The organism is Devosia litorisediminis (assembly GCF_018334155.1).
GTDB classification, from domain to species: Bacteria; Pseudomonadota; Alphaproteobacteria; order Rhizobiales; family Devosiaceae; genus Devosia; species Devosia litorisediminis.
This window is the reverse complement of sequence record NZ_JAGXTP010000001.1, coordinates 496,656-516,762: the sequence shown is the minus strand read 5'-3', so window position 1 is coordinate 516,762 and position 20,107 is coordinate 496,656. Positions and strand designations below refer to the sequence as shown.

19 protein-coding genes are annotated in these 20,107 nt (G+C 60.4%); 8 read left to right on the top strand and 11 right to left on the bottom strand.

What is annotated here, in order from left to right:
- Positions 1 to 214 precede the first annotated feature (214 nt).
- The 4 genes from KD146_RS02450 (at position 215) to KD146_RS02435 (ending at position 4,913) form a co-directional block, all read left to right on the top strand.
- Positions 215 to 2,314: an OmpA family protein gene (locus KD146_RS02450; protein WP_212657162.1), complete on the top strand. Its 2,100-nt coding sequence runs from the start codon at positions 215 to 217 to the stop codon at positions 2,312 to 2,314.
- 142 nt (positions 2,315 to 2,456) lie between these two features.
- The gene (locus KD146_RS02445) at positions 2,457 to 3,089 is read left to right on the top strand and encodes a tellurite resistance TerB family protein (protein ID WP_212657161.1); all 633 of its coding nucleotides are present in this window, start codon (positions 2,457 to 2,459) and stop codon (positions 3,087 to 3,089) included.
- 226 nt (positions 3,090 to 3,315) lie between these two features.
- On the top strand, positions 3,316 to 3,687 hold the full coding sequence (locus KD146_RS18155) for a hypothetical protein (RefSeq protein WP_249327856.1): 372 nt from the start codon (positions 3,316 to 3,318) through the stop codon (positions 3,685 to 3,687).
- Positions 3,688 to 3,857: 170 nt separating this feature from the next.
- Complete coding sequence (locus tag KD146_RS02435) at positions 3,858 to 4,913, top strand: LLM class flavin-dependent oxidoreductase (RefSeq protein WP_212657160.1); 1,056 nt, start codon at positions 3,858 to 3,860, stop codon at positions 4,911 to 4,913.
- Here KD146_RS02435 and KD146_RS02430 read toward each other — a convergent pair.
- The 5 genes from KD146_RS02430 to dnaG all read right to left on the bottom strand — a co-directional run bounded on the left by KD146_RS02430 (position 4,894) and on the right by dnaG (position 10,116).
- On the bottom strand, positions 4,894 to 5,115 hold the full coding sequence (locus KD146_RS02430; RefSeq protein ID WP_212657159.1) for a hypothetical protein: 222 nt from the start codon (positions 5,113 to 5,115) through the stop codon (positions 4,894 to 4,896). The genes KD146_RS02435 and KD146_RS02430 overlap by 20 nt on opposite strands.
- A gap of 90 nt (positions 5,116 to 5,205) precedes the next feature.
- The gene (locus KD146_RS02425; RefSeq protein ID WP_212657158.1) at positions 5,206 to 5,496 is read right to left on the bottom strand and encodes an HlyU family transcriptional regulator; all 291 of its coding nucleotides are present in this window, start codon (positions 5,494 to 5,496) and stop codon (positions 5,206 to 5,208) included.
- Positions 5,497 to 5,521: 25 nt separating this feature from the next.
- Positions 5,522 to 5,830 carry a DUF2442 domain-containing protein gene (locus tag KD146_RS02420; protein ID WP_212657157.1) on the bottom strand — a complete coding sequence of 103 codons (309 nt, stop codon included), beginning with the start codon at positions 5,828 to 5,830 and terminating at the stop codon, positions 5,522 to 5,524.
- Between the two features lie 103 nt (positions 5,831 to 5,933).
- Positions 5,934 to 8,000, bottom strand: coding sequence for an RNA polymerase sigma factor RpoD (rpoD, locus tag KD146_RS02415; protein ID WP_212657156.1), 2,067 nt, complete (start codon positions 7,998 to 8,000; stop codon positions 5,934 to 5,936).
- 181 nt (positions 8,001 to 8,181) lie between these two features.
- Positions 8,182 to 10,116, bottom strand: coding sequence for a DNA primase (dnaG, locus tag KD146_RS02410; protein WP_212657155.1), 1,935 nt, complete (start codon positions 10,114 to 10,116; stop codon positions 8,182 to 8,184).
- 70 nt (positions 10,117 to 10,186) lie between these two features.
- Here dnaG and KD146_RS02405 point away from each other — a divergent pair, with 70 nt between their 5' ends.
- A complete protein-coding gene (locus KD146_RS02405) occupies positions 10,187 to 10,582 on the top strand; it encodes a hypothetical protein (RefSeq protein ID WP_212657154.1) in 396 nt (131 codons plus the stop codon).
- Here the strand turns inward: KD146_RS02405 and KD146_RS02400 are convergent, their stop codons facing one another.
- Positions 10,583 to 11,638 (bottom strand): cellulase family glycosylhydrolase, encoded by a 1,056-nt coding sequence (locus KD146_RS02400; protein WP_212657153.1) that lies wholly within the window; start codon positions 11,636 to 11,638, stop codon positions 10,583 to 10,585.
- Positions 11,639 to 11,641: 3 nt separating this feature from the next.
- Positions 11,642 to 12,205: an HdeD family acid-resistance protein gene (locus KD146_RS02395; protein WP_212657152.1), complete on the bottom strand. Its 564-nt coding sequence runs from the start codon at positions 12,203 to 12,205 to the stop codon at positions 11,642 to 11,644.
- A 184-nt stretch (positions 12,206 to 12,389) separates the two neighbouring features.
- Here KD146_RS02395 and KD146_RS02390 point away from each other — a divergent pair, with 184 nt between their 5' ends.
- On the top strand, positions 12,390 to 13,568 hold the full coding sequence (locus tag KD146_RS02390; protein WP_212657151.1) for an MFS transporter: 1,179 nt from the start codon (positions 12,390 to 12,392) through the stop codon (positions 13,566 to 13,568).
- A 116-nt stretch (positions 13,569 to 13,684) separates the two neighbouring features.
- A complete protein-coding gene (locus KD146_RS18435) occupies positions 13,685 to 14,830 on the top strand; it encodes a GGDEF domain-containing protein (protein ID WP_212657150.1) in 1,146 nt (381 codons plus the stop codon).
- On the opposite strand, the gene KD146_RS02380 is transcribed toward KD146_RS18435, so the two are convergent.
- Positions 14,831 to 15,283, bottom strand: coding sequence for a GatB/YqeY domain-containing protein (locus KD146_RS02380; RefSeq protein WP_212657149.1), 453 nt, complete (start codon positions 15,281 to 15,283; stop codon positions 14,831 to 14,833).
- Between the two features lie 193 nt (positions 15,284 to 15,476).
- Between KD146_RS02380 and carA the strand changes: the two genes are divergently transcribed.
- Positions 15,477 to 16,682 (top strand): glutamine-hydrolyzing carbamoyl-phosphate synthase small subunit, encoded by a 1,206-nt coding sequence (gene carA, locus KD146_RS02375; RefSeq protein WP_212657148.1) that lies wholly within the window; start codon positions 15,477 to 15,479, stop codon positions 16,680 to 16,682.
- 39 nt (positions 16,683 to 16,721) lie between these two features.
- Here the strand turns inward: carA and KD146_RS02370 are convergent, their stop codons facing one another.
- From KD146_RS02370 to ypfJ, 3 genes are all read right to left on the bottom strand, one after another.
- On the bottom strand, positions 16,722 to 18,176 hold the full coding sequence (locus tag KD146_RS02370; protein WP_212657147.1) for a glycosyltransferase family 32 protein: 1,455 nt from the start codon (positions 18,174 to 18,176) through the stop codon (positions 16,722 to 16,724).
- A gap of 73 nt (positions 18,177 to 18,249) precedes the next feature.
- Complete coding sequence (locus KD146_RS02365) at positions 18,250 to 19,050, bottom strand: neutral zinc metallopeptidase (RefSeq protein ID WP_212657146.1); 801 nt, start codon at positions 19,048 to 19,050, stop codon at positions 18,250 to 18,252.
- 48 nt (positions 19,051 to 19,098) lie between these two features.
- Positions 19,099 to 20,019, bottom strand: coding sequence for a KPN_02809 family neutral zinc metallopeptidase (gene ypfJ / locus KD146_RS02360; RefSeq protein ID WP_212657145.1), 921 nt, complete (start codon positions 20,017 to 20,019; stop codon positions 19,099 to 19,101).
- Positions 20,020 to 20,107 lie beyond the last annotated feature (88 nt).

The following is a 20,107-nucleotide window of genomic DNA, read 5'->3' as shown; positions in this document are numbered from 1 at the left end:
AGTCGCACATCAATCCGTCCAGTCCGCCGCAATCGCGCCATGATCGGCGCGCCTGTGATGGCACGAGCCAATGGGGGAACCATGCCAAAAGCCAGGCGTTGTGGGCCTGCGGGGAACAAATCAGCACGTGGCATCGCTCAAACGCCGTTCAGACTGCGTTCAGGCCGCTGCCACGATGCTTGGCTCAATCGCCTATCGTATTAAAGGAAAAACAATGCGCCTCAAAAACTGGCTCCTGACCGGCACCAGCATCGGCCTGATGGCCTTGCTGCCGCTCACCGTACGCGCACAGGATGGTGACCTTGTCGCCGCCTATCAGGCCTATGTGGCCGCCCAGCAATCTGGCGACGCCGATGCCCTCGCCGCCGCTGAAGGCTCCTTCACTGAAGCCTGTATCGTGGCAGGCTACACAAGCATTGAAGAATGCGTGGCCGAAGTTGAGGCCAGCATGTCCGCTGAGCCCGCTGCCGCTCCTGCGGTAGAACCAGCATCGGTAGAAGCTGCCCCGGCTGAGCAGGCCGCTCCTGCTGAGGAGGCTGAGCCTGCTGCTGATCCAGCACCTGAACCCGCCGCTGAACCGGCTCCAGAGCCCGCACCGGCTATGGAAGCTGAGCCAGCGCCAGCTGCTCAAGCTGAGCCGGCCCCTGCTGCAGAGCCTGCCCCAGCCGCGGAGCCTGCGCCCGCAGCTGAAGCTGAGCCTGCCATGGAACAGCCAGCGGCTGAACCGGCGTCCGCCGCTGCGCCTGCACCGGCTGAACAGCCCGCCCCCATCGAGGCCACTGTCGATATCGCTGCCCAGTTGCAGGCAGAAGTTGACGTCTACAACGCCGCTATCGCCGACATGATGTCGGGTGGCGACGAGGCCGCCGCACGTGCTCAGATGGACACTGCCAAGCAGAACATCACTGCGCTGTGTGCTGAAGCCGGCATGGACGACGTGACTGCTTGCCTGGCCAATTATGGCCTTGAACTGGCAGCAGTTCCCAAGATGGACGCGCCTGCTGAACCCGCTGCACAGGCCGAGCCTGCTGCGCCAGTGGAACAGCCCGCTGAAGTAATCGAAACCCTGCCCGAAGGCGTGACCCAGGAGCAGGTTGCTCCCGTGCTTGATAGCGCCAAGGACCCTGAGCAGCCCGTTGAAGGCGAAGCTTCGGCTGAACCCGCACCCGCTGCCGAACCTGCCCCAACCAGCGATGCCAGCGCCCAATCGCGCTTCCAGACCATGGAAGCCGTCCAGCCGGTCTCTGCTGAAGAAGGCCAGGCGGTCCAGGCCAATGCCGTTGAACAGCAGTCCACGCCGCAGAACGTGACGATCATCAACCAGACCACCGTTACCAACAACAACACGACCAACATCGACAATACTGGTGCCAATATCGGCCAGCAGCAGAACAACGTGTCGACCGAACAGTCTGCTGATGTGGCCACTGGCCAGTCTGCCAATACCCCCATTCAGCCGCTCGACCCCGGTCAGGCCATCACCCAGATGATCTTTCAGGTTGGCACCCAGCTGATCGTGAACTCGGTGGGTCAGGATACCGACCGCTTTTACAATCCGCAGCAGGACGAGATCTACTACGAAACCCTGAGCAATGGCCGGGTCCGCGAAACCATCACGCGTCCCGATGGCACCCAGATTGTCACCGTCCGTAACCGAAATGGCGACGTCCTGCGTCGCTCGCGCATTGATCCCGATGGCCGTGAATACATCCTGGCCTATTTCGATGAGCGCTACGACAACGATCTCATCGAATGGCGCGATCCAGGTCGCGATCTGCCTCCACTGCGTCTGAACATCCCGGTTCAGGACTACGTGCTTGATGCCGAATACGCCAACGAGCAGGAAGTCGAAGTCTTCTTTGGCCAGCCACCGGTCGAGCAGGTTGCCCGTCTTTATTCGATTGACGAGGTCAAGCGCTCCGCCCGCGTTCGTGACAGCGTGCGCAAGCTCGAAGTCGGCGGCCTGACCTTCGACACCGGCGCCGCTACCATCAGCCGCGATCAGGTTGGGGCACTCTCCAATGTGGCCAACGCCATGCTGCAGCTGCTCGACAACAATCCTAGCGAGACCTTCCTGATTGAAGGCCACACTGACGCGGTGGGTTCGGAAATCTCCAACCTGCAGCTGTCTGATCTGCGCGCCGCCACAGTCGCCCGTATCTTGACCGACTTCTATGGCGTCCCACCTGAAAACCTGGCGACACAGGGCTATGGCGAGCGCTACCTCAAGATCCGTACCGAAGCGGCTGAGCGCTCCAACCGTCGCGTCACGATCCGCCGCATCACGCCGCTGATTACCGTCGCCAACAGATAACGTTCAACGCCACACCGAACACGATCAGGGTCGGGCAATTTGCCTGGCCCTTTTTTTGTCACCCATCATCTCAAGCGTCATTCCGTCGCGCTTGCGATCACACCCATCATTCCCCATCTCGAACAAAACCAAGGGAGTAGCCATGTTCAACATCGACCAGATCGTCAAAGCCCTTCAGACCGACAGGAATGTGCAGAAAACTGCCATGACGGGCGCAGCCGGGCTGGCCGCAGGCATGTTGCTCAGCGGCGGAAAACTGGGAAAGCTGGCCGGCAACACGGCCAAGCTTGGCGCCATGGCTGCTCTGGGAGGGCTTGCTTATAGCGCCTGGCAGAACCATCAGAATTCCAGACCCGCCGCGCCAGCCCCATCCTCGCCCGATGCCTTCATCCCACCAGCCGCGGATGTTGATGCACAAGAACAACTCGGCAAGACGCTGGTGCGCGCCATGATCTCGGCCCCTAAAGCCGATGGCCGCATTGATGCCGATGAGAAGGAAGCCATCTTTACCCGACTCGAAGCGATGCCGCTCTCTTCGGAAGAAAAGGCCTGGGTGTTTGACGAGCTATCAACCCCGCTCGATATCAATGCGGTGGTTGCCCGTGCCGACACCCCCGAGCACGCCGCCGAGATCTATGCCGCATCGCTCGTGGCGATCACCGCCGATACCGCAGCCGAGCGGGCCTATCTTGATGCGCTGGCCACCAAGCTGGGTCTTGAGCCGGGCCTGGTCGAAGAAATTCACAAGGCTGCCGAAGCCCGACAGCCGCACTGATCGGCCTTTTCGGGACACCGCGCCCTCAAATATGTCCAAATACAGGCAAACAAAGTCAGTCTGGGCGCGGCACGCTGCGCCCAGGAAACCAATGGCGCTCACTATCCAGCTGAAATTTAACGCGAATTACGATTTTCAATAAACTTGAAATCCGTGATCACAGCCTCGGGAACGAAAGTAATTACCCCGCGTTTTTCTGCCATAGGTTCAAACAAGGATCGACATCATGGCTTATCCCGAACGCGACACAGTCTATACCAATGACGGCAACCGCACCGTCTATACCCGCGAAAGCAACGGCACCGGCTGGTTCGTCGGCATTATCGTTGCCTTGGCTCTGCTGGCCATCGGCTACCTGGTCTTCTCGGCCAATTCCGGTCCGGCAACCACGGTGGATGTGAACACTGCACCTGCCGTTGAAGCACCGGCTGATCCGGCAATGGCCCCTGCGCCAATGACCGAAACAGCTCCAGCCGTCGAGGCACCTGCTGCCCAGGCACCAGCCACCGAAGCCGCACCGGCTGATGGCGTTGCTGCTCCAGCAGCACCAGCCGAACCAGCAGCAACGACTGATCCAGTCGCCGCACCTGCTCAGTAAATAGTCTTCCTCCCTCGCTGGCGCAGTCGTCCCCCCGCTCGCCAGCACCCCTGGCCCCGGTTTCCACCGGGGCCTTTTTCGTGCCCGGCGCAGGGGTAGTTACACCGCTGTGCGTTCTTGATACGCCCAACCGTGGCGACCATGTCTGTCGCCAACGCAACAGGTGCATCATGGAACTTGGCCTTTATTCCTTTGCTGAAAATACACCCGATCCACTCAACGGCGGCGCGCTGCAAAGTCCGGCCGAACGGCTCGCAGATCTGCTTGAGGAAGTTGAACTGGCCGACCAGCTCGGCCTGTCATTTTACGGCCTTGGCGAACACCACCGCCCGGACTTCGTCGCATCGGCACCACTGACCATTCTGGCTGCCGCAGCCGCGCGCACCAAATCAATCCGGCTTTCCACTGCCGTCACGGTTCTGAGCTCCGAAGACCCGATCCGCGTCTATCAGCAGTTCGCCACGCTCGATCTTCTCAGCAATGGTCGGGCCGAGATCATGGCCGGGCGCGGCTCATTCATCGAGAGCTTTCCGCTCTTCGGGCTTGATTTGAACGATTATGACGCCCTGTTTGAAGAAAAGCTCGATCTGCTGCTCAAGCTACGACAGGGTGGTCCTGTCACCTGGGAGGGCACAGAACACACCAAGCCTATTCCTGGCATCGCGGTCTATCCGGTGCCCGTTCAACAACCCATTCCACTCTGGATCGCGGTTGGCGGCACACCCAATTCTGTGGCCCGGGCGGCCTATCACGGCCTGCCCCTGATGATCGCTATCATTGGTGGCCAGCCACGCCAGTTTGCGCCACTGGTCGATTTCTATCGTGAAACAGCCACCAAGGTGGGTCGCGACGTCACTGTGCTGCCCGTTGGCATCAGCTCACACGGCTTCATTGCCGCTGACAGCCAGGACGCACGTGATATGGCGTATCCAGCCCATAGCGAAGCAATGAACCGCATTGGCAAGGAACGCGGCTGGCCACCCACAACGCGCGCCCAGTTCGAGGCAGGTGCAGCTCCCGAAGGCGCCTATTTCATGGGGTCGCCGCAGCAGATCATCGACAAGATCCTCGCCCAGCACGAATGGTTCAAACACGACCGCTTCGGCCTGCAGCTCAGCGTCGGTACCCTGCCCCATGACAAGGTCATGAAAGCCATCGAGCTTTACGGCACCGTCGTCAAACCGGCCGTGGACAAGGCGTTGGGAACTACTTCCCCGAGCGCTTGAGCGACTTGATCTCAAGCGGCGGCATGCCCGACTTCTCGGAAATGGCGCGATCCTGCTCTTCGATCGCGGCCTTGGCGGGTTCATCCCCGTCCAGGCCACCCAGCAGGCTGGCATCAACCTTGCGGTTGGAGCGCTGGCTGCCGTCTTCATAGACGACGTCAAACATCACGAATTCGCTGCGCGCGGTGGGCTTTCTGGCCATGGTCTTTACTCCTGTGCGGGGCAGAGCCACCCGCGAACCTTGCGGTCCGCAGGACTGGGCATCTGCGCCAAAATTTCTGCGGTGGTCGGCTTAATTAAAGATCTGCTCGCCCTGCTCGTCGATGATCTGTTTGCCCTTGGACAGCGCCAGAGCGACAAGATCATCACGCGAGGTCATGCGATCGGCACGGACAAAACGATACGTCTTGAGTTCGCCATCGATCTCTTTCTCGATGGTCCCGGCCAGCTGCAATTCACTGCCGGCCTTCATTTCAATGGCCTTGATCAGAAAGCCCTTATGGCCTTCTTCGCCCAGCACCTTGTCGCCGGCAGGCTCGGCACTGGATGCACCACCGCCAAACAGATTTTTCCAGAACGACATGGTTTCGTCTCCTCTTGCAGCCAGATCAGCGCCTGTGGCGCACCGGCAGCGGCAATCGCAATTCGCCGCGTTTTTCCATTTCCTCGCGCAGCCAGTCTGGCGAGATATCGAAGTGGTTCGGCCAGGTTGGCACGCCATTGGCCAGTTCAACCGAACCGAAAAAGCGTCGGTCACGCAAGGGCTCGGTGCCTTCACCGCGTTCCCCGATCATCGGCGCCGCATCAAACGTCCCCGATGAGCCATCGGTAAAGCTTACCACTAGTTTGAACGGGACGATGGCCCTGATCGCACTGACTTTGAGGCGTTTGGCTGGTTCAGTACTGCCTTGCTGCATCAGCGCAAACTCTTCCCCGTTAGATTCGCGCAACCTATCCGACCATACCGCCAGCGGCAATTCGCACACCAAAGACAAGGGCCGCTTTCGCGGCCCTCACAGATTAGTTGTCCAGGAAGCTGCGAAGCTTGCGGCTCCTGCTGGGGTGCTTGAGCTTGCGCAATGCCTTGGCCTCAATCTGACGAATGCGCTCGCGGGTCACCGAGAACTGCTGGCCGACTTCTTCGAGCGTATGGTCAGTGTTCATACCGATGCCGAAGCGCATGCGCAGCACGCGCTCTTCGCGTGGTGTCAGCGAGGCCAGCACACGGGTCGTGGTTTCACGCAAATTGCTCTGGATCGCCGCGTCGATGGGCTGGGTCGCATTCACGTCCTGAATGAAATCGCCCAGATTCGAATCTTCCTCGTCGCCGATCGGCGTTTCGAGCGAGATTGGCTCCTTGGCAATCTTGAGCACCTTGCGAACCTTGTCCAAAGGCATCTGCAGCTTTTCGCTGAGCTCCTCAGGAGTCGGCTCGCGACCGATTTCATGCAGCATCTGACGCGATGTCCGCACGATCTTGTTGATCGTCTCGATCATGTGCACAGGAATACGAATAGTGCGCGCCTGATCGGCGATCGAACGGGTGATTGCCTGGCGGATCCACCAGGTCGCATAGGTCGAGAACTTGTAACCGCGACGATATTCGAACTTATCGACGGCCTTCATCAGGCCGATATTGCCTTCCTGAATCAGATCCAGGAACTGCAGACCGCGGTTCGTGTATTTCTTGGCAATCGAGATCACCAGACGAAGGTTGGCTTCCACCATTTCCTTCTTGGCGATTGCAGCTTCGCGCTCGCCCTTCTGAACCTTGTGCACAATGCGGCGATACTCGCCGATGTTCAGACCGGCTTCAGTCGCCAGCGTCGCCACATCACCACGGATTTCGCGGATGGTGTCGACTTCGCGCTTGGCAAACTCGCCCCAGCCCTTGCCATCGAAATCAGCAAGATTGGCTTCCCAGGCCGGGTTCACTTCCTGGCCATAATAGCTCTCGAGGAATTTCTCGCGCTTGACGCCATAGCTCTCTGCCAGGCGCAGCAGACGACCCTCAAGCTTCACCAGACGCTTGTTGATGTCGTAAAGCTGCTCGACCAGATTTTCGATACGGCCATTGTTGAGCGCCAGCGACTTCACATCGGCAATCACTTCGGCACGGAAACCGTCGATCTTCTTGCGGTCGGCATCGCTGACGACAGCACCCAGATCCTGCGCATTGCGGTCTTGGATTTCGCGCATCTTGCCATAAGCGGTAGCGATCCGATCAAACGTCTCAACGACCTGTGGCTTGAGCTCGGCTTCCATCGCCGACAGCGACAGCGCGTTTTCGAACTCATCGTCATCATCATCGGGTGCTGGATCTTCGGGAGCCTTGGGCTCTTCCGGCACATACTCGCCATTCTCGTTGGTCGAGCGGCGCGGTGTTGCGGCCTTGATCTTCTCGGCCGTCGCTTCAGCCGACTTCGGCGCAATCAGCGTTGCCATGTCCGGCACAGGCGCGGCCTGCTTGGCGTCCGGACCAGCATAGGTAGCTTCAAGATCGATAATGTCGCGCAGCAGAATTTCGCCTTCGGCGAGCTGGTCGCGCCAGATAATGATGGCCTGGAAGGTCAGCGGGCTCTCACACAGCCCTTCGATCATGGTCTCGCGACCAGCCTCGATGCGCTTGGCGATGGCAATTTCGCCCTCGCGGCTGAGCAGTTCGACCGAGCCCATTTCGCGCAGATACATGCGCACCGGATCGTCGGTACGGTCTGAACCGGACTTGGCGTTCGATGTGCTCGCGACAGCCGTCCCGGTGGCGGGAGCAACTTCCTGGCCCTGATCTTCTTCGTCTTTTTCGACTTCGGTCTCTTCGACCTCGTCTTCATCGACGACATTGATGCCCATGTCCGAGAACATCGACATGAAATCTTCGATCTGCTCGGAGCTGACCTCGTCTGAAGGCATCACTGCATTCAGCTCTTCATAGGTCACATAGCCGCGTTTCTTGGCGACTTTGATGAGCTTTTTGACCGCGGCATCGGAAAGATCGAGAAGCGGGCTATCGTTTGTCGTCGCCTCGGGGGCGCCGGATTCCGGCTTCTCATTGTCTTTGGTCGTTTTGGTAGCTGCCTTGGTGGCCATCTGGTACTCCGTCGGAACCCGTCAGCGCTCGGGTCCGAATAAGGCTTTAAGTGGTGACACCTCAAAGCAAGGTAAAGGTCAGTCACTCAGGCGTTACGCCTTTTGTGACCTGGTCCGCCTCGAAACTTCGCACAAATCATATGCGAAATCGCGCGTACGCGCCCGCTTTTAGAGAAAATCTCTAAAAACTGCGTGTCGCGCGCCCCGATAACGAACCAAATCCTTCGATCAATGCCTCTGTGCCATCGACAGTGGTAATCTGGTTCTTGATGTCTCGCAGCCTTTCAAAGGTTTCTTCGCTCGGGTCTTCGCCCAGCGCTGCTTCGGCTGCTTTAAGCTCTCTATTTAGCTGAACTTTCTTGTTATGCAAGGCCAAGGCATGACTCAATCCGGTCTGGGCATCAGCCAGAGCGATCTCTGAAGCAATCTGCCAGACCCCCTGTCGCGCCAGCACATCCGCCATACGGGCGATAGCGGGACCGTGTCCCCGAACCCCCAGCGCCGCCCGTAGATCATCGGCCGAGATATCATGGTGGCGCACCACAAGACTGAGAATCTCGCTCATCACCTTTTGGGCAGCCGGCGTCTCGAAGTCCAGATTGGCGAGCGGCTCAAAACTGTCTTCCACCAGTGCGGGGTGATTGACCAGGCTGAGGATGATCGCAGCCTCGCGGGGGGTCGCATCCGCCACCGAGCCTGGCTTGAGCAGGCGCGAATTGCGCAGCGTATCGGACACCACCAGCTTGGGCGTCCCCCGGCCAGGATAGCCATAGGCACCGCTTTGACCATAGCGCTGCTGACCATTGCGCGGTTCGAACCGGTTCTGACGCACCGGTGCCAGAAACGCCCGCAGCTTCTCGTCAAACGCCTGCGAATAGTGAAACCGCACCGACGAATCCTGAATCGAATTGGCGCGCTCCCGCAGTCGCGCCTGCAAGGCAGCCCGCGCCTCGGGCGTTTCGGGCACCAACCCGCCAGTTTCCATGCTCCAGATCACATCGGACAGGCTGCGCGCCCGGTCCAGCACATCGGCAAAGGCCCCACGCCCCTGCGACTTGATCAGATCATCGGGGTCCTGCCCCTCGGGCAGCGTCGCGATCCGCACCGTAAAGCCCGGCTTGAGATGCGGGATCACCATATCAGCGGAACGCTCGGCGGCCTTCTGCCCCGCTTTGTCACCGTCAAAACACAGCACGGGGTCCGGGCTCATCCGCCACAGCAATTGCAGATGCTCTTCAGTCAGCGCGGTACCCAGCGGCGCCACGGTGCCTTCAAAGCCCGCCGCCACCGCCGCGATCACATCGAGATAGCCTTCGACCACCACCACCGTGCCGCCATCGCGTGCTGCCTGCCGCGCGGTCTGGCCGTTATAGAGCGTCTGGCGCTTGTGAAACAGTTCAGTCTCGGGCGAGTTGAGATACTTGGCCGGCACATCGGCCGACAGTGCCCGCCCGCCAAAGGCGATCACCTTGCCGCGGAAATCGGTGATCGGGAACATCACCCGGTTGCGGAACCGATCATAGGGCATCGGGTCATTCTCACGCACCGCCACCAGCCCGGTGTCGATCATGTCCTGCGCCGACGCGCCATTGGCTGCCAGATGTTCCTTGAGCCCGTTGCGACTATCAGGCGCAAAACCGATCCGAAACCGCGACTGACTCTGAGCCGACACGCCACGCTCCAGCAGATAGCCGCGTGCCCGCGCCCCGATATTGTGGCTCAGCGCGGCCTCGAAATACTTGGTCGCCAGCTCCATCACATCGGTCAGCGACTTGCGCTCGGCGGCCCGCTTTTCCTGGCGCTCATCGCGCGCTGGCATCGGCACACCAGCCATCTCGGCCAGTCGTTCGACGGCCTCGGGAAAGCTCAAACCGGCCTTTTCGGTCAGGAACCGGAAATGATCGCCCGACACCCCACAGCCAAAGCAGTGATAGATTCCGCGCCGATCATCAGCATGGAAGCTGGGGCTTTTTTCGCCATGAAACGGGCAGCAGGCCCACATGTCGCCCTTGCCCGGCTGGCTTTTGCGCTTGTCCCACATGACATGTTCGCCCACCACCTGCGTTATCGGCAGGCGTTGACGGATCTCATCCAGAAACTGATCGGAAAAGCGCATGAGGTGTTAGATAAGCATTCCCAGGGTCCGAGTCACGGGCCATGATCTTATCCACAGCATGGACATTTTAGTGGCCATCACCAACAAGTTTCGATTTCGCCATCTGGTGCTGTTCACCACCCTGCCTGCGTTGCTGGTGGGTGCCCTGCTCTGGCTGACCGCCGGGTTTCTGCCCTCGTGCAGCACCATTGAAACCCTTCGACTGACGGCGCCAGACGGCGCTTTTGATCTGGTGGTCTTCTCGCGCACCTGCGGTCCCGATACCGGCCCCAACACCCAGGCAGCCCTGATCCCGGCGGGCGACAGCGTCCCCGAAGATGCGGCGAGCTTTGTCTCCATTGGCGCCGATGCCGATCTGGTGCCGCGCTGGGACGGTTTTGGCAATATTGAACTGAGCGTGCCCGGTACCGCAAAAATCTATCGGCAGGACGACAGCGTCGCCGGCATCGCCGTCGTCTATCGCTGATCAGTCTGGCTGGCCGCGCCCGGTGATCTGCCGCAGCAATGCGGTTTCCTCGGCACGGTAGGGCTTGCCATCCGTGTGGAACACATCGTGGAACCACGGGTCAGGCGGCGCATCCAGATAGGACCGGGTCCAGCTATCCCATGGATAGAGCGTCTGCGACCGTCCGGCTACGAGTCCCCAGCAATAGCTGGCGATTCGCTCCCGTTTGGCGATCGGCAGGATGCCCTCGAACGTGCTGCCCGGCGTGCGCGCCATGAACTCGGTCAGGAACAGAGGCCGGTCCCTGGGCAACTCCCGCAGCTTGGTCTCAAAACGCTCCGGCACCTGATAGTCGTGAAAACTCACGACGTCGGAATTCTCGATCTGGATGCGCGCATGAGGATCGTCATAGAGCGTTCGACCGGTCCAGACACCCGAGGTCAGCGGCTGGCTCGGCCCGGCATTGCGCGCCCAGTCAAAAACCTGCGGCAGCAATTGGCTGACGAGCTCTACTTTATTGTCCAGTTCGTCAAAGCGCCCGCCATTGAGATTGCTGGGCTCGTTCCATACGTCCCACACCAGCACCCGCTCATCATTGGCAAACGTGCCGACCACACCCTCAACATAGTCCTGAAGTCGACCATACTGGCTTGGGTCGGCCAGAGCACGTCCTGGCCCTTGTACCCATTGCGAATTGTGCACCGCCGGCACCGGCTCTGGTTGCGCCCCCAGCCTCACGTCAGGGTTCCAGACCGAGTCGAACAGTACCAGCATGGTGCTGATGCCCAGGCTGTCCGCGATATCGAGGTAGTGCCTGATCCGGTCGGTGAACGCGTCCTGATCGCACTGCCACAGCAGGTCATGCAGGAACACACGCATCGTGTTCATACCAATACCCGCTGCCCATTCGAGCTCGCGCTTGATCACTGCGGGGCTGAAAGTTTCCGCCTGCCACATCTCGAGGGGATTGGACGCTGTCGAGGGCACAAAATTGGCGCCCACCAGCCATGGCAATTGGTCATACCATGCGTTCGCCCGCGCCGCGGTCCACCGGCCAGGAGCCAACCCGTTCGCCATGGATCAACCAGCCTTGCTGCGCTGATACAGCCGCCAGGCCCAGCCAAACAGGCCAAACGAGAACATGATCAACAGCACACCGCCAAAGATCACCCCAATCGAGGCACTGAGCAGCGGAAAGAACAGAAACACCAGCCCCAGCAGCACATAGGAAACGCCCGACAACACCACCGGCCAGATCCGCGCATAATGTTCTCGTTCGCGCGTGATCACTACGATCTGCATGATCCCCACCACCAGCGCGGCAATACCCACCAGCGTTGCCATGAAAGTCACGGTGAAGATCGTTGCCAGCAGCGGGCTGATCAGGATCAAGATGCCCAGAACCAGCGAGAGCGCGTTCGACACCACGTCAAACCAGTAATTACCGCTCTTGCCACCACCGAATGTCAGGCTCCACAGTCCCAGCACGCCATCAATCAACAGCAGGATGCCGCCAGCCAGCACCAGAATGGTCAGTGCTTCCGTCGGCCATATCACCGCGTATAGCCCTGCCAGCAGCATGAAAATACCCCGCAGGGCAGTCGCCAGCGCAAAGCGCCTTCTCGTGTCATCCGATACCGTCATATGTGCCTCCCAAGCCGAAAAGCTGTTTGTCCCGCGCTCAACTGTAGCCGAGCCAGCGCCATTGCCAAGCATTGATCGTTGCAGCTTTTCTATAGGCGCACGAGCAATTTGTTGATTGCCGCATGTGCTGGCCTGTGGTTTGAGATGGCTTCAACCGAGGCCCGCCTTTTGGCGGTCATGCGCCATGTTCTTGCCCCTGATTGCCCTGTTTCTGGCCGCCTTCGCCTTTGGCACGGCTGAATTCGTTATTGCGGGCGTTTTGCCCGAAGTGGCCACCGGGCTTGGCGTCACTATTCCCGTCGCAGGATATTTGATTACTGGCTACGCCATCGGCATCGCCATCGGTGGTCCCTTGTTGGCCGTGGCGACCAAGAAGATCGCCCGCAAACCACTGATTCTGGCGCTCGGCATCGTGTTCACCCTGGGCCAGATCTTGTGTGCCCTGGCCCCAAGCTTTGAATTGTTGATGGCCGCGCGCGTCATCGTCTCATTCGCCCATGGCACCTATTTCGGCATCGCTGCCATTGTTGCGGTCAGCCTTGTTCCCAAGGACAAGCGCGGCTTTGCCGTCGCCCTGATCCTCTCAGGCCTGACCGTCTCCAACATTCTGGGCGTGCCGGGTGGCACGGCCATCGGCAATGCCCTGGGCTGGCGCGCAACGTTCTGGGCCGTCGGTGCCCTAGGGCTGGTGGCCACGCTCATCACTGCCGTCGCCCTGCCCCGCACTGCGGGTGCCTCGGCCACCACTGGCAGCTTTCGGCGCGAAGTCAAGGCGCTCTGGCGCCAGCAGATCGTCACATCGCTGATCATCGTCATTCTGGTGATGATCGGCCAGTACAGCCTGTTCACCTATATCGCCCCGCTGCTGCGTGAAGTCACAGGGCTGGACGTCAACACCGTGCCCTGGATCCTGCTATTGTATGGGGTGGGCTCGACAATCGGCGTGTTTATCGGTGGTCGGCTTGCCGACTGGAAGCTCATGCCCTCGCTCATCACCATTTTGGCCCTGCAGGTCGTGGCTTTTACCGCCCTGCATCTTGTCAGCCCCTATCCGCTAGCCATGGCCGTCACAGTGGTACTCTGGGGTGGCGTCAACTTTGCCTTTGGATCGCCGGTGCAGTCCCGTATTCTGGCGTGGGCAGGCGATGCACCAAATCTGGCATCCTCGCTCATTCCCACCGGCTTCAATATCGGTATCGCCATTGGTGCTGTCCTGGGCGCAGCGGCTCTGGAGAACGGCTATGGCTACCGGGCCCTGCCCTTGCTCGGCGCTGGCGCTCTCGTCTTGGCGACACTGGTGGCCATCACATCACATTGGCTCGAGCTGCGCTCCACCGTCCAGGCACCTCAACCTGCTGAGTGAATTCGTGCCAACTTACGGTCAATGCTAACGATTTAGTCATTTGCCCGTGTCTCTTTCGCTCCAATCACGCATTACGTGATGACTGGCGAGGCCTATGGCCACTAGAGGGACGCGCAGTGATAGACAACGCCACTTTGCTTATTGCCATTGCTTTCTCCAGCGCGGCCCTGATGATCGCCTTGCTGATCAGCTGGCTCAATGCGCGTGAGGACAACTATCTGATGAGCTGGGCCGCCGGCATGGCCTTTGTGGTGGTGGCCCTGGCCGTGCTGGGACTGCGCGATGGTCGTTATGACACTGCCCTCCAGATCGGCGCGTTCTCGCCGCTGCTCAGCGGCATGGCACTGATCCATCTGGGGTCGTTTCAGTTCGCCACGGCCAGTCAGCGCCGAACGCCAACCCTGCTGCTTTGGCTGGCTGCCATGTTCAGCACCAATCTCACCTTTGTGCTCGGCTGGTCCGGCCCGGCAACAGCTCTTCTGAACATTTGGTGCGCCGTCTTCATCGCCCTTTCGGGGCGCTATTTCTGGCAGGCCAGACGCGAATCCCCGCTTCAGATGATCGTGTCGGTCGTGCTCTTCGGCTTGACCAGCCTGTCGTTCTTAGCCTGCGCCATCGCGCTGGTTGTCGAAGGCAATCTCGTGCTGTCAGCCCCCCCGAACAACTGGGCAGAGCGTTTCAATTCCATCATGGCAATTATAGGCCTGACCGGTCTGGGCGCCCTTGGTCTCACACTGAACCAGTCACGCGTCACCCGGCGACACCGCGACGAGGCGCAGACCGATGCCATGACGGGTCTGCTCAACCGGCGCGCCCTGTTTGATCGCTTTAGTCTCGGAGAGCTGCCTGAACAGACTGCGGTGCTGATGTTCGACATCGACCATTTTAAGCAGATCAACGATCAGCAGGGACATGGTGCCGGTGATGCCGTCATCCAGCATTTCGGCAACATCATGCAGCGCGGCGTTCGCAAGAACGACGTGATTGCAAGGATCGGCGGCGAGGAGTTCTGCGCCGTCCTGCCCAAGATGAGTATCGAGGAAGCACGCGCCATCGCCGAGCGCATTCGCGAAGATTTCGATCAGCACCCGGCGCGGCTGCTGGCCGAGAGTTTCCCCGCCACCGTCAGCGCCGGGGTCGCCATTGCCATGGCGGGCGAAACCTTCTCGGTCGTACTCAACCGCGCCGATACCGCCCTCTACAAAGCCAAACGCCAGGGCCGAAACCGCGTCGCCGGCAGCCTCGCGCGCAGCGTCGCCTGATCACCCGGCCAGAGCCGCCCGTACCTTGCCGCTGGCCTTGCCGAAGTCGATCCGTCCAGGATAGTCAGCCTTGAGCTGACCGATGACCTTGCCCATGTCCTTTGGGCCCTCAGCACCGGTCGCGGCAATCGCTGCCACGATGGCAGCATCGACCTCTGCCTCGCTCAGTCCCTTGGGCAGAAACTCGTTGAGAATATCGATCTCTTCTTTTTCTACCGTCGCCAGATCAGCCCGGCCCGCCTGGGCGTAAATGGCGAAGCTCTCTTCGCGCTGCTTCACCATTTTCTGAACGATCGTCAGAATCTCGTCATTGGTGGCGGGGCCGCGATTCTCCTGCCGGATTGCGATATCCTTGTCCTTGATTGCAGACGTAATGGCCCGAAGCGTCGCGGTGCGGCGCTGATCGCGGGCTTTGAGCGCCGTCTTGAGACCTTCGCTGAACTCTTCGCGCATGGGGCCTGATCCTCTTGTTGTGACTGTTTCTGCTCCCATATAGGCACATTCAAACCGCGCCGCCACTTGCGCCACCGCGATCAGGCTTCTAATAGGAGGCCTCAATCGACATCGTCGGACGCGTGGTCAGGAAAGTCGGAAGCTTTTCCGGTTTGGCTGCGCGAGCACCTGAAAACAATTTTGGAGGCCCACCGTGACCGGCTGGCAGCAATCCCCCGCGACCGCAGTTCTGATCCTCGCAGACGGTACGCGCCTGGAAGGCCGCGGAATCGGGGCCATCGGCCACGCCGCTGGCGAAGTCTGCTTCAATACCGCCATGACCGGCTATCAGGAAGTGCTGACCGATCCGTCCTATGCCGGACAGATCATCACCTTCACTTTCCCTCATATCGGCAATGTCGGCTCCAATGACGAAGACATCGAGACGGTCAACATGGCCGCGCTGTCCGGCGTCCGCGGCGTTGTGCTCAAGGCCGATATTACCAACCCGTCCAACTATCGTGCCGCTGAGAAGCTCGATGCCTGGCTCAAGAAGCGCAACATTATCGGCATCACCGGCATCGACACCCGCGAGTTGACTGCCCGCATCCGCGAGCATGGCATGCCCAATGGCGTCATCGCCCATGCCGGCGACGGCCAGTTTGACGAGCCGTCCATTGCAGCCGAACTCAAGGCCTTTCCCGGTCTTGAAGGTCTCGATCTGGCCAAGGAAGTCACCACGGCCCAGACCTATCACTGGGACCAGACCAGCTGGGTGTGGGACAAGGGCTACGGCACGCTCGATGAACCTGAGTTCCACGTCGTGGCTATCGACTTCGGCGCCAAGCGCAACATCCTGCGCTGCCTGGCCGATCAGGGCGCCAAGGTAACCGTTGTCCCCGCGACTGCGACCGCTGAAGAAGTCATGGCGCACAATCCAGATGGGATTTTCCTGTCCAACGGCCCCGGCGATCCAGCCGCGACCGGCAAATATGCCGTGCCCACCATTCAGACGCTGATGGAAACCGGCAAGCCGGTCTTTGGTATCTGCCTGGGGCATCAGCTGCTGGGTCTGGCGCTGGGCGCCACCACATCAAAGATGCATCAGGGCCACCACGGCGCCAATCATCCGGTCAAGGACCTGACCACCGGCAAGGTGGAAATCACCTCGATGAACCATGGCTTTGCTGTGGACAAGGCCAGTCTGCCCAAGGGCATTAGCGAGACGCACATCTCGCTGTTCGACCAGTCCAATGCGGGCCTGAGCGTTGATGGCAAGCCGATCTTTTCGGTGCAGTATCACCCCGAGGCTAGCCCCGGCCCGCGTGACAGCCACTATCTGTTCACGCGCTTCCTCAATCACGTCCGCGCCCAGAAGGGTCTCGAGCCAAAGCCCGAGCACGCTGCGCCAGCGGCCTGATGGATCAATTCGAAAGGGCGCCGCGAGGCGCCTTTTCTTTTAGCGCTGCCGCACCACTTCGAGCTGCGGCAACCCCGCTACCTCAAACCCGAGGTCGCGCGCCCTGATGCCCAGCGCTTCCGCGCCCAGATGAAGCTTGTACGGCGTCTCGGCAAAGCCCACGCCCGCTTCCAGAGCATCGCGGCGCAGCAGCACAAAGCTCTCCCCCACCCCATCCAGCGGCAGCATGGTGAATACCTTCTGCTCATTGAGATAAGCGCGATGCTCCGGATCACGCCGCAGCGCTCCCTCAGCGCCACCATCCTTGTAGAGCACCTTGAAGCTGCCTCCATGGCGGTAGCGGAATAGCTGCGGATCGGCATTCTGCCCTTGGCCATCCACGCAACTCGCCGCTACCACAGGCTGCCGCGCGGCCAGCATGCGCAGCAGCGCGTCGGTCGGCACATCACGAACACCGCCGTCCACCAACAGCACAAATTCGGCCTCATCCGGTCGCGCCGCCAGCATAGCATTGAGCCCGCCGGCTTGTGCCTCCGTGAAATACCGCACCGACAACTTGTCTCGCGGATACTCCAGCGCCGCAATTGCCCGCTCCAGTTCGGGCGCCGGCGGCAACTCTCCCAGCCGAACCGCAATATGTATGTGAGGCCGCTCAGCTATCGGGACGAGCGACTGCTCAAAATAGGGTTCAATCGGATCAGGTATGACCGTGGCCGCCAGGGCACGGTGCTGCTGCTTCCGCAGCCACCATTTGATGGTCGTGGGTACCTGCAACACCTCAACCAGACGGTTGGCCCGCATATGCCACGGCACCCAGGTGGTCATCCACTTGTGCGACACCAGTCGCCCTGCTTCTGCGCCAATTACCGTACCCAGTTCGCCAACCATCTCGCGGACCAGCGCATCAGTCCGCGTCCGTTTGCCATTCGACAGCAGCGGCGACCACACCTCAGGCAACAGAAACACAGGGCGCTGCGAACGCTCCAGCCGCAGCAGCATCGCCGTTACCATTGAGGGCCCGGTGGCATAGAAAGTCTCCAGCCCCACCAGCTTGGGCAGTTCGGCAATGATTGTGCGCCACAGCGGGTGGTCGGGCACCGAGCCCATAAAGGCATTGGTGAACAGCAGCGGCACCCCTTGATGGATGCGATCAGGAAAGACATGTTCCAGCGGCTCGATCCCGACAAACGCCTCATGCTCAAGCAGGAGCGTTACTGCCTCAAACGGCTCCACATCGAGATCGGCATAGATCCCGCCCAGTTTTCCCAGCACCAGATAGCGAAACGCATCCGCCCGCTGGATCATTTTTGGATAGCTGTCATAGGTGGCCAGAAGCGCGGGATAGCTCTCCGCCACGAAGGCGCGCATGCTGTCATCAGTCCACAGCCGGATGTCCCAACCCGGATGCAACGCCTGCCATTTGGCATAATAGTCTGCCATTTCGCGGGGCAGCTCGGAGGTCTTCCAGGTGAAGTGCAGGAGACGCGGGATCATGAACACTCTGCTCGAACAGGAGGGATGACCGCAGCGCTATCGCTCGTCACGCCGCTCGTGTCCACCCGTTCGCTCAGTCTGGCAGCCCGATCTTTTCCAGCCGACAGGTGCCGATGGCGGGAATGGCATAGCCAGCGTCAAACCACGCCTTGTTGAACGCTGCGGGTGCTGGCGCGAAATCGCGGGGCAACGCCATCTCAGCACGCGAAGGCACCCGGGTGACATCACCACCGCCAGCAAGCCCCGACGCGATCGCGTTGGCGGTTGCCGCATCGTCGAGCAGCAGGTCGAGCCCAGCCCATTTGGTCGACGCTCCCGTATAGCAGGCGGCCTGTGCGCTCATACGCTGTTCGAGCACCACACGCGCCTCTGCCGAAAGGCCAGGCGCGCTAACAGTCTCGAACAGATCCTGGGCGTTCTGAACGTGGTGACCATAGGCCAGCCCGATCAGATAGATCTGCGCCAGATGTCCCTGCGCGGGATAAGCCGCGACCAGATCCGCATAGGCGGCCATATCGACGTAGATCGTGCTGTTCTGTGGGCAGTAGAACGTCCCGATGCTTGATCCCGACAAGCCGCAGCCCAGCTCGCGGCTGCTTTCAACCATGCTCAGCGACACCGGCGGATAGAAGGCTGCTGCGCTGCGAAAGCCACGCTCCCAGAAACCATTGGTCTCGCGCGATACGGCATCCACCAGATCTTCCGGCGTTGCTTTGCCTGTCTCAAGGTCCGCAAGGGCGCTGAGGGGCGTATAGGGCAAGGGCTCGGCAACTTGTCCGGTCAGTACGGTGATCGGGTTGATCCCGAACACCATCACCACCACCACGCCGACGGCAAACACCCCCGAAAAGCCAAAGCGCCGCACATGCGGCATTACGCTATCAGGTATTCCCAGCACTGTTCCGCCCGTCAGTTCGTATCGTTACACATTGCCCGAGAACGTATCACAATCTCCGGGATTGCCAGAACGATAGCCGCGCTCAAACCAGGTTTTTCGCTGCGCCGAAGTACCGTGATTGAACGTCTTGGGCACCGCATAGCCCTGCATGCGCTTTTGCAGCGTATCATCGCCAATCTGGTTAGCCGCGTTCAGCGCCTCTTCAATATCGCCATTGTCCAGCAGGTCTTCCTGGCCGGCGTAATTGGCCCAAACGCCCGCATAGCAATCCGCCTGCAGCTCGACCCGCACCGAATAGGCATTGGCTTCTTCCTGGCTCAGGCTGGCGCGGCGACGGTTGAACTCGGGCAGCACGCCCGTGATGTTCTGAATGTGGTGCCCCACTTCATGGGCCAGCACATAGGCCTGGGCAAAATCCCCCGGCGCTCCGAACTGGTCACGCAACTGGTCGTAAAAGCTCAGATCGATGTAAACTTTCTGATCGCCGGGGCAGTAAAATGGCCCGGTCCGCGAATCGGCCGCGCCGCAGGCGGTGTTCACCTGATCGGTAAAAAGCACCACGGTCGGCTCCGGGTAATCCTGATTTTGTGCAGCGAAAACCTCGCCCCACAAGTCTTCGGTTTCCTTGACCACGACGCCGACAAAGTCGCGCATTTCGGAAGGTTCGCCGCTCGCGGATGCCTGAGCCGATGAACTGGACGACGTGCTGGCGTTCCCCATCAACATGTCGACAGGGTTCTGCCCCGTCACCAGCCAGATGATACCCAACACGGCAATAATGCCGATCAGGCTGCCGATGCCGCCGCGACCACCCCGACCGCCACCGGTGGGCATACGGAACCCACCCCCACTGCTTCGTCCAAACGGGCTGCCACCAAATCCGCCGCCACCCTGGCCGCGACGGTCGTCAATATTGGAGCTCTGCTGCCGGCCGCGCCATTTCATGGTGGTCTCATCTCCCGTTGAGCATTCTTCCTAGCAACAAGGGGCCGCAATGCAAACAGTTCCACCTCCCCGCGAATTGCGCGTCCAA

Excerpts from the sequence above, each read along its gene's own strand:
- KD146_RS02390 (WP_212657151.1), top strand. The coding sequence starts at position 12,390 with ATGTTCTTGCCCCTGATTGCCCTGTTTCTGGCCGCCTTCGCCTTTGGC.
- ypfJ (WP_212657145.1), bottom strand. The coding sequence starts at position 20,019 with ATGAAATGGCGCGGCCGGCAGCAGAGCTCCAATATTGACGACCGTCGC.
- KD146_RS02380 (WP_212657149.1), bottom strand. The coding sequence starts at position 15,283 with ATGCGCGAAGAGTTCAGCGAAGGTCTCAAGACGGCGCTCAAAGCCCGC.
- KD146_RS02400 (WP_212657153.1), bottom strand. The coding sequence starts at position 11,638 with ATGGCGAACGGGTTGGCTCCTGGCCGGTGGACCGCGGCGCGGGCGAAC.
- KD146_RS02370 (WP_212657147.1), bottom strand. The coding sequence starts at position 18,176 with ATGATCCCGCGTCTCCTGCACTTCACCTGGAAGACCTCCGAGCTGCCC.
- KD146_RS02450 (WP_212657162.1), top strand. The coding sequence starts at position 215 with ATGCGCCTCAAAAACTGGCTCCTGACCGGCACCAGCATCGGCCTGATG.
- KD146_RS02420 (WP_212657157.1), bottom strand. The coding sequence starts at position 5,830 with ATGCAGCAAGGCAGTACTGAACCAGCCAAACGCCTCAAAGTCAGTGCG.
- KD146_RS02425 (WP_212657158.1), bottom strand. The coding sequence starts at position 5,496 with ATGTCGTTCTGGAAAAATCTGTTTGGCGGTGGTGCATCCAGTGCCGAG.
- dnaG (WP_212657155.1), bottom strand. The coding sequence starts at position 10,116 with ATGCGCTTTTCCGATCAGTTTCTGGATGAGATCCGTCAACGCCTGCCG.
- KD146_RS02430 (WP_212657159.1), bottom strand. The coding sequence starts at position 5,115 with ATGGCCAGAAAGCCCACCGCGCGCAGCGAATTCGTGATGTTTGACGTC.
- KD146_RS02445 (WP_212657161.1), top strand. The coding sequence starts at position 2,457 with ATGTTCAACATCGACCAGATCGTCAAAGCCCTTCAGACCGACAGGAAT.
- KD146_RS02395 (WP_212657152.1), bottom strand. The coding sequence starts at position 12,205 with ATGACGGTATCGGATGACACGAGAAGGCGCTTTGCGCTGGCGACTGCC.
- KD146_RS18155 (WP_249327856.1), top strand. The coding sequence starts at position 3,316 with ATGGCTTATCCCGAACGCGACACAGTCTATACCAATGACGGCAACCGC.
- KD146_RS02365 (WP_212657146.1), bottom strand. The coding sequence starts at position 19,050 with ATGCCGCATGTGCGGCGCTTTGGCTTTTCGGGGGTGTTTGCCGTCGGC.
- rpoD (WP_212657156.1), bottom strand. The coding sequence starts at position 8,000 with ATGGCCACCAAGGCAGCTACCAAAACGACCAAAGACAATGAGAAGCCG.
- KD146_RS02435 (WP_212657160.1), top strand. The coding sequence starts at position 3,858 with ATGGAACTTGGCCTTTATTCCTTTGCTGAAAATACACCCGATCCACTC.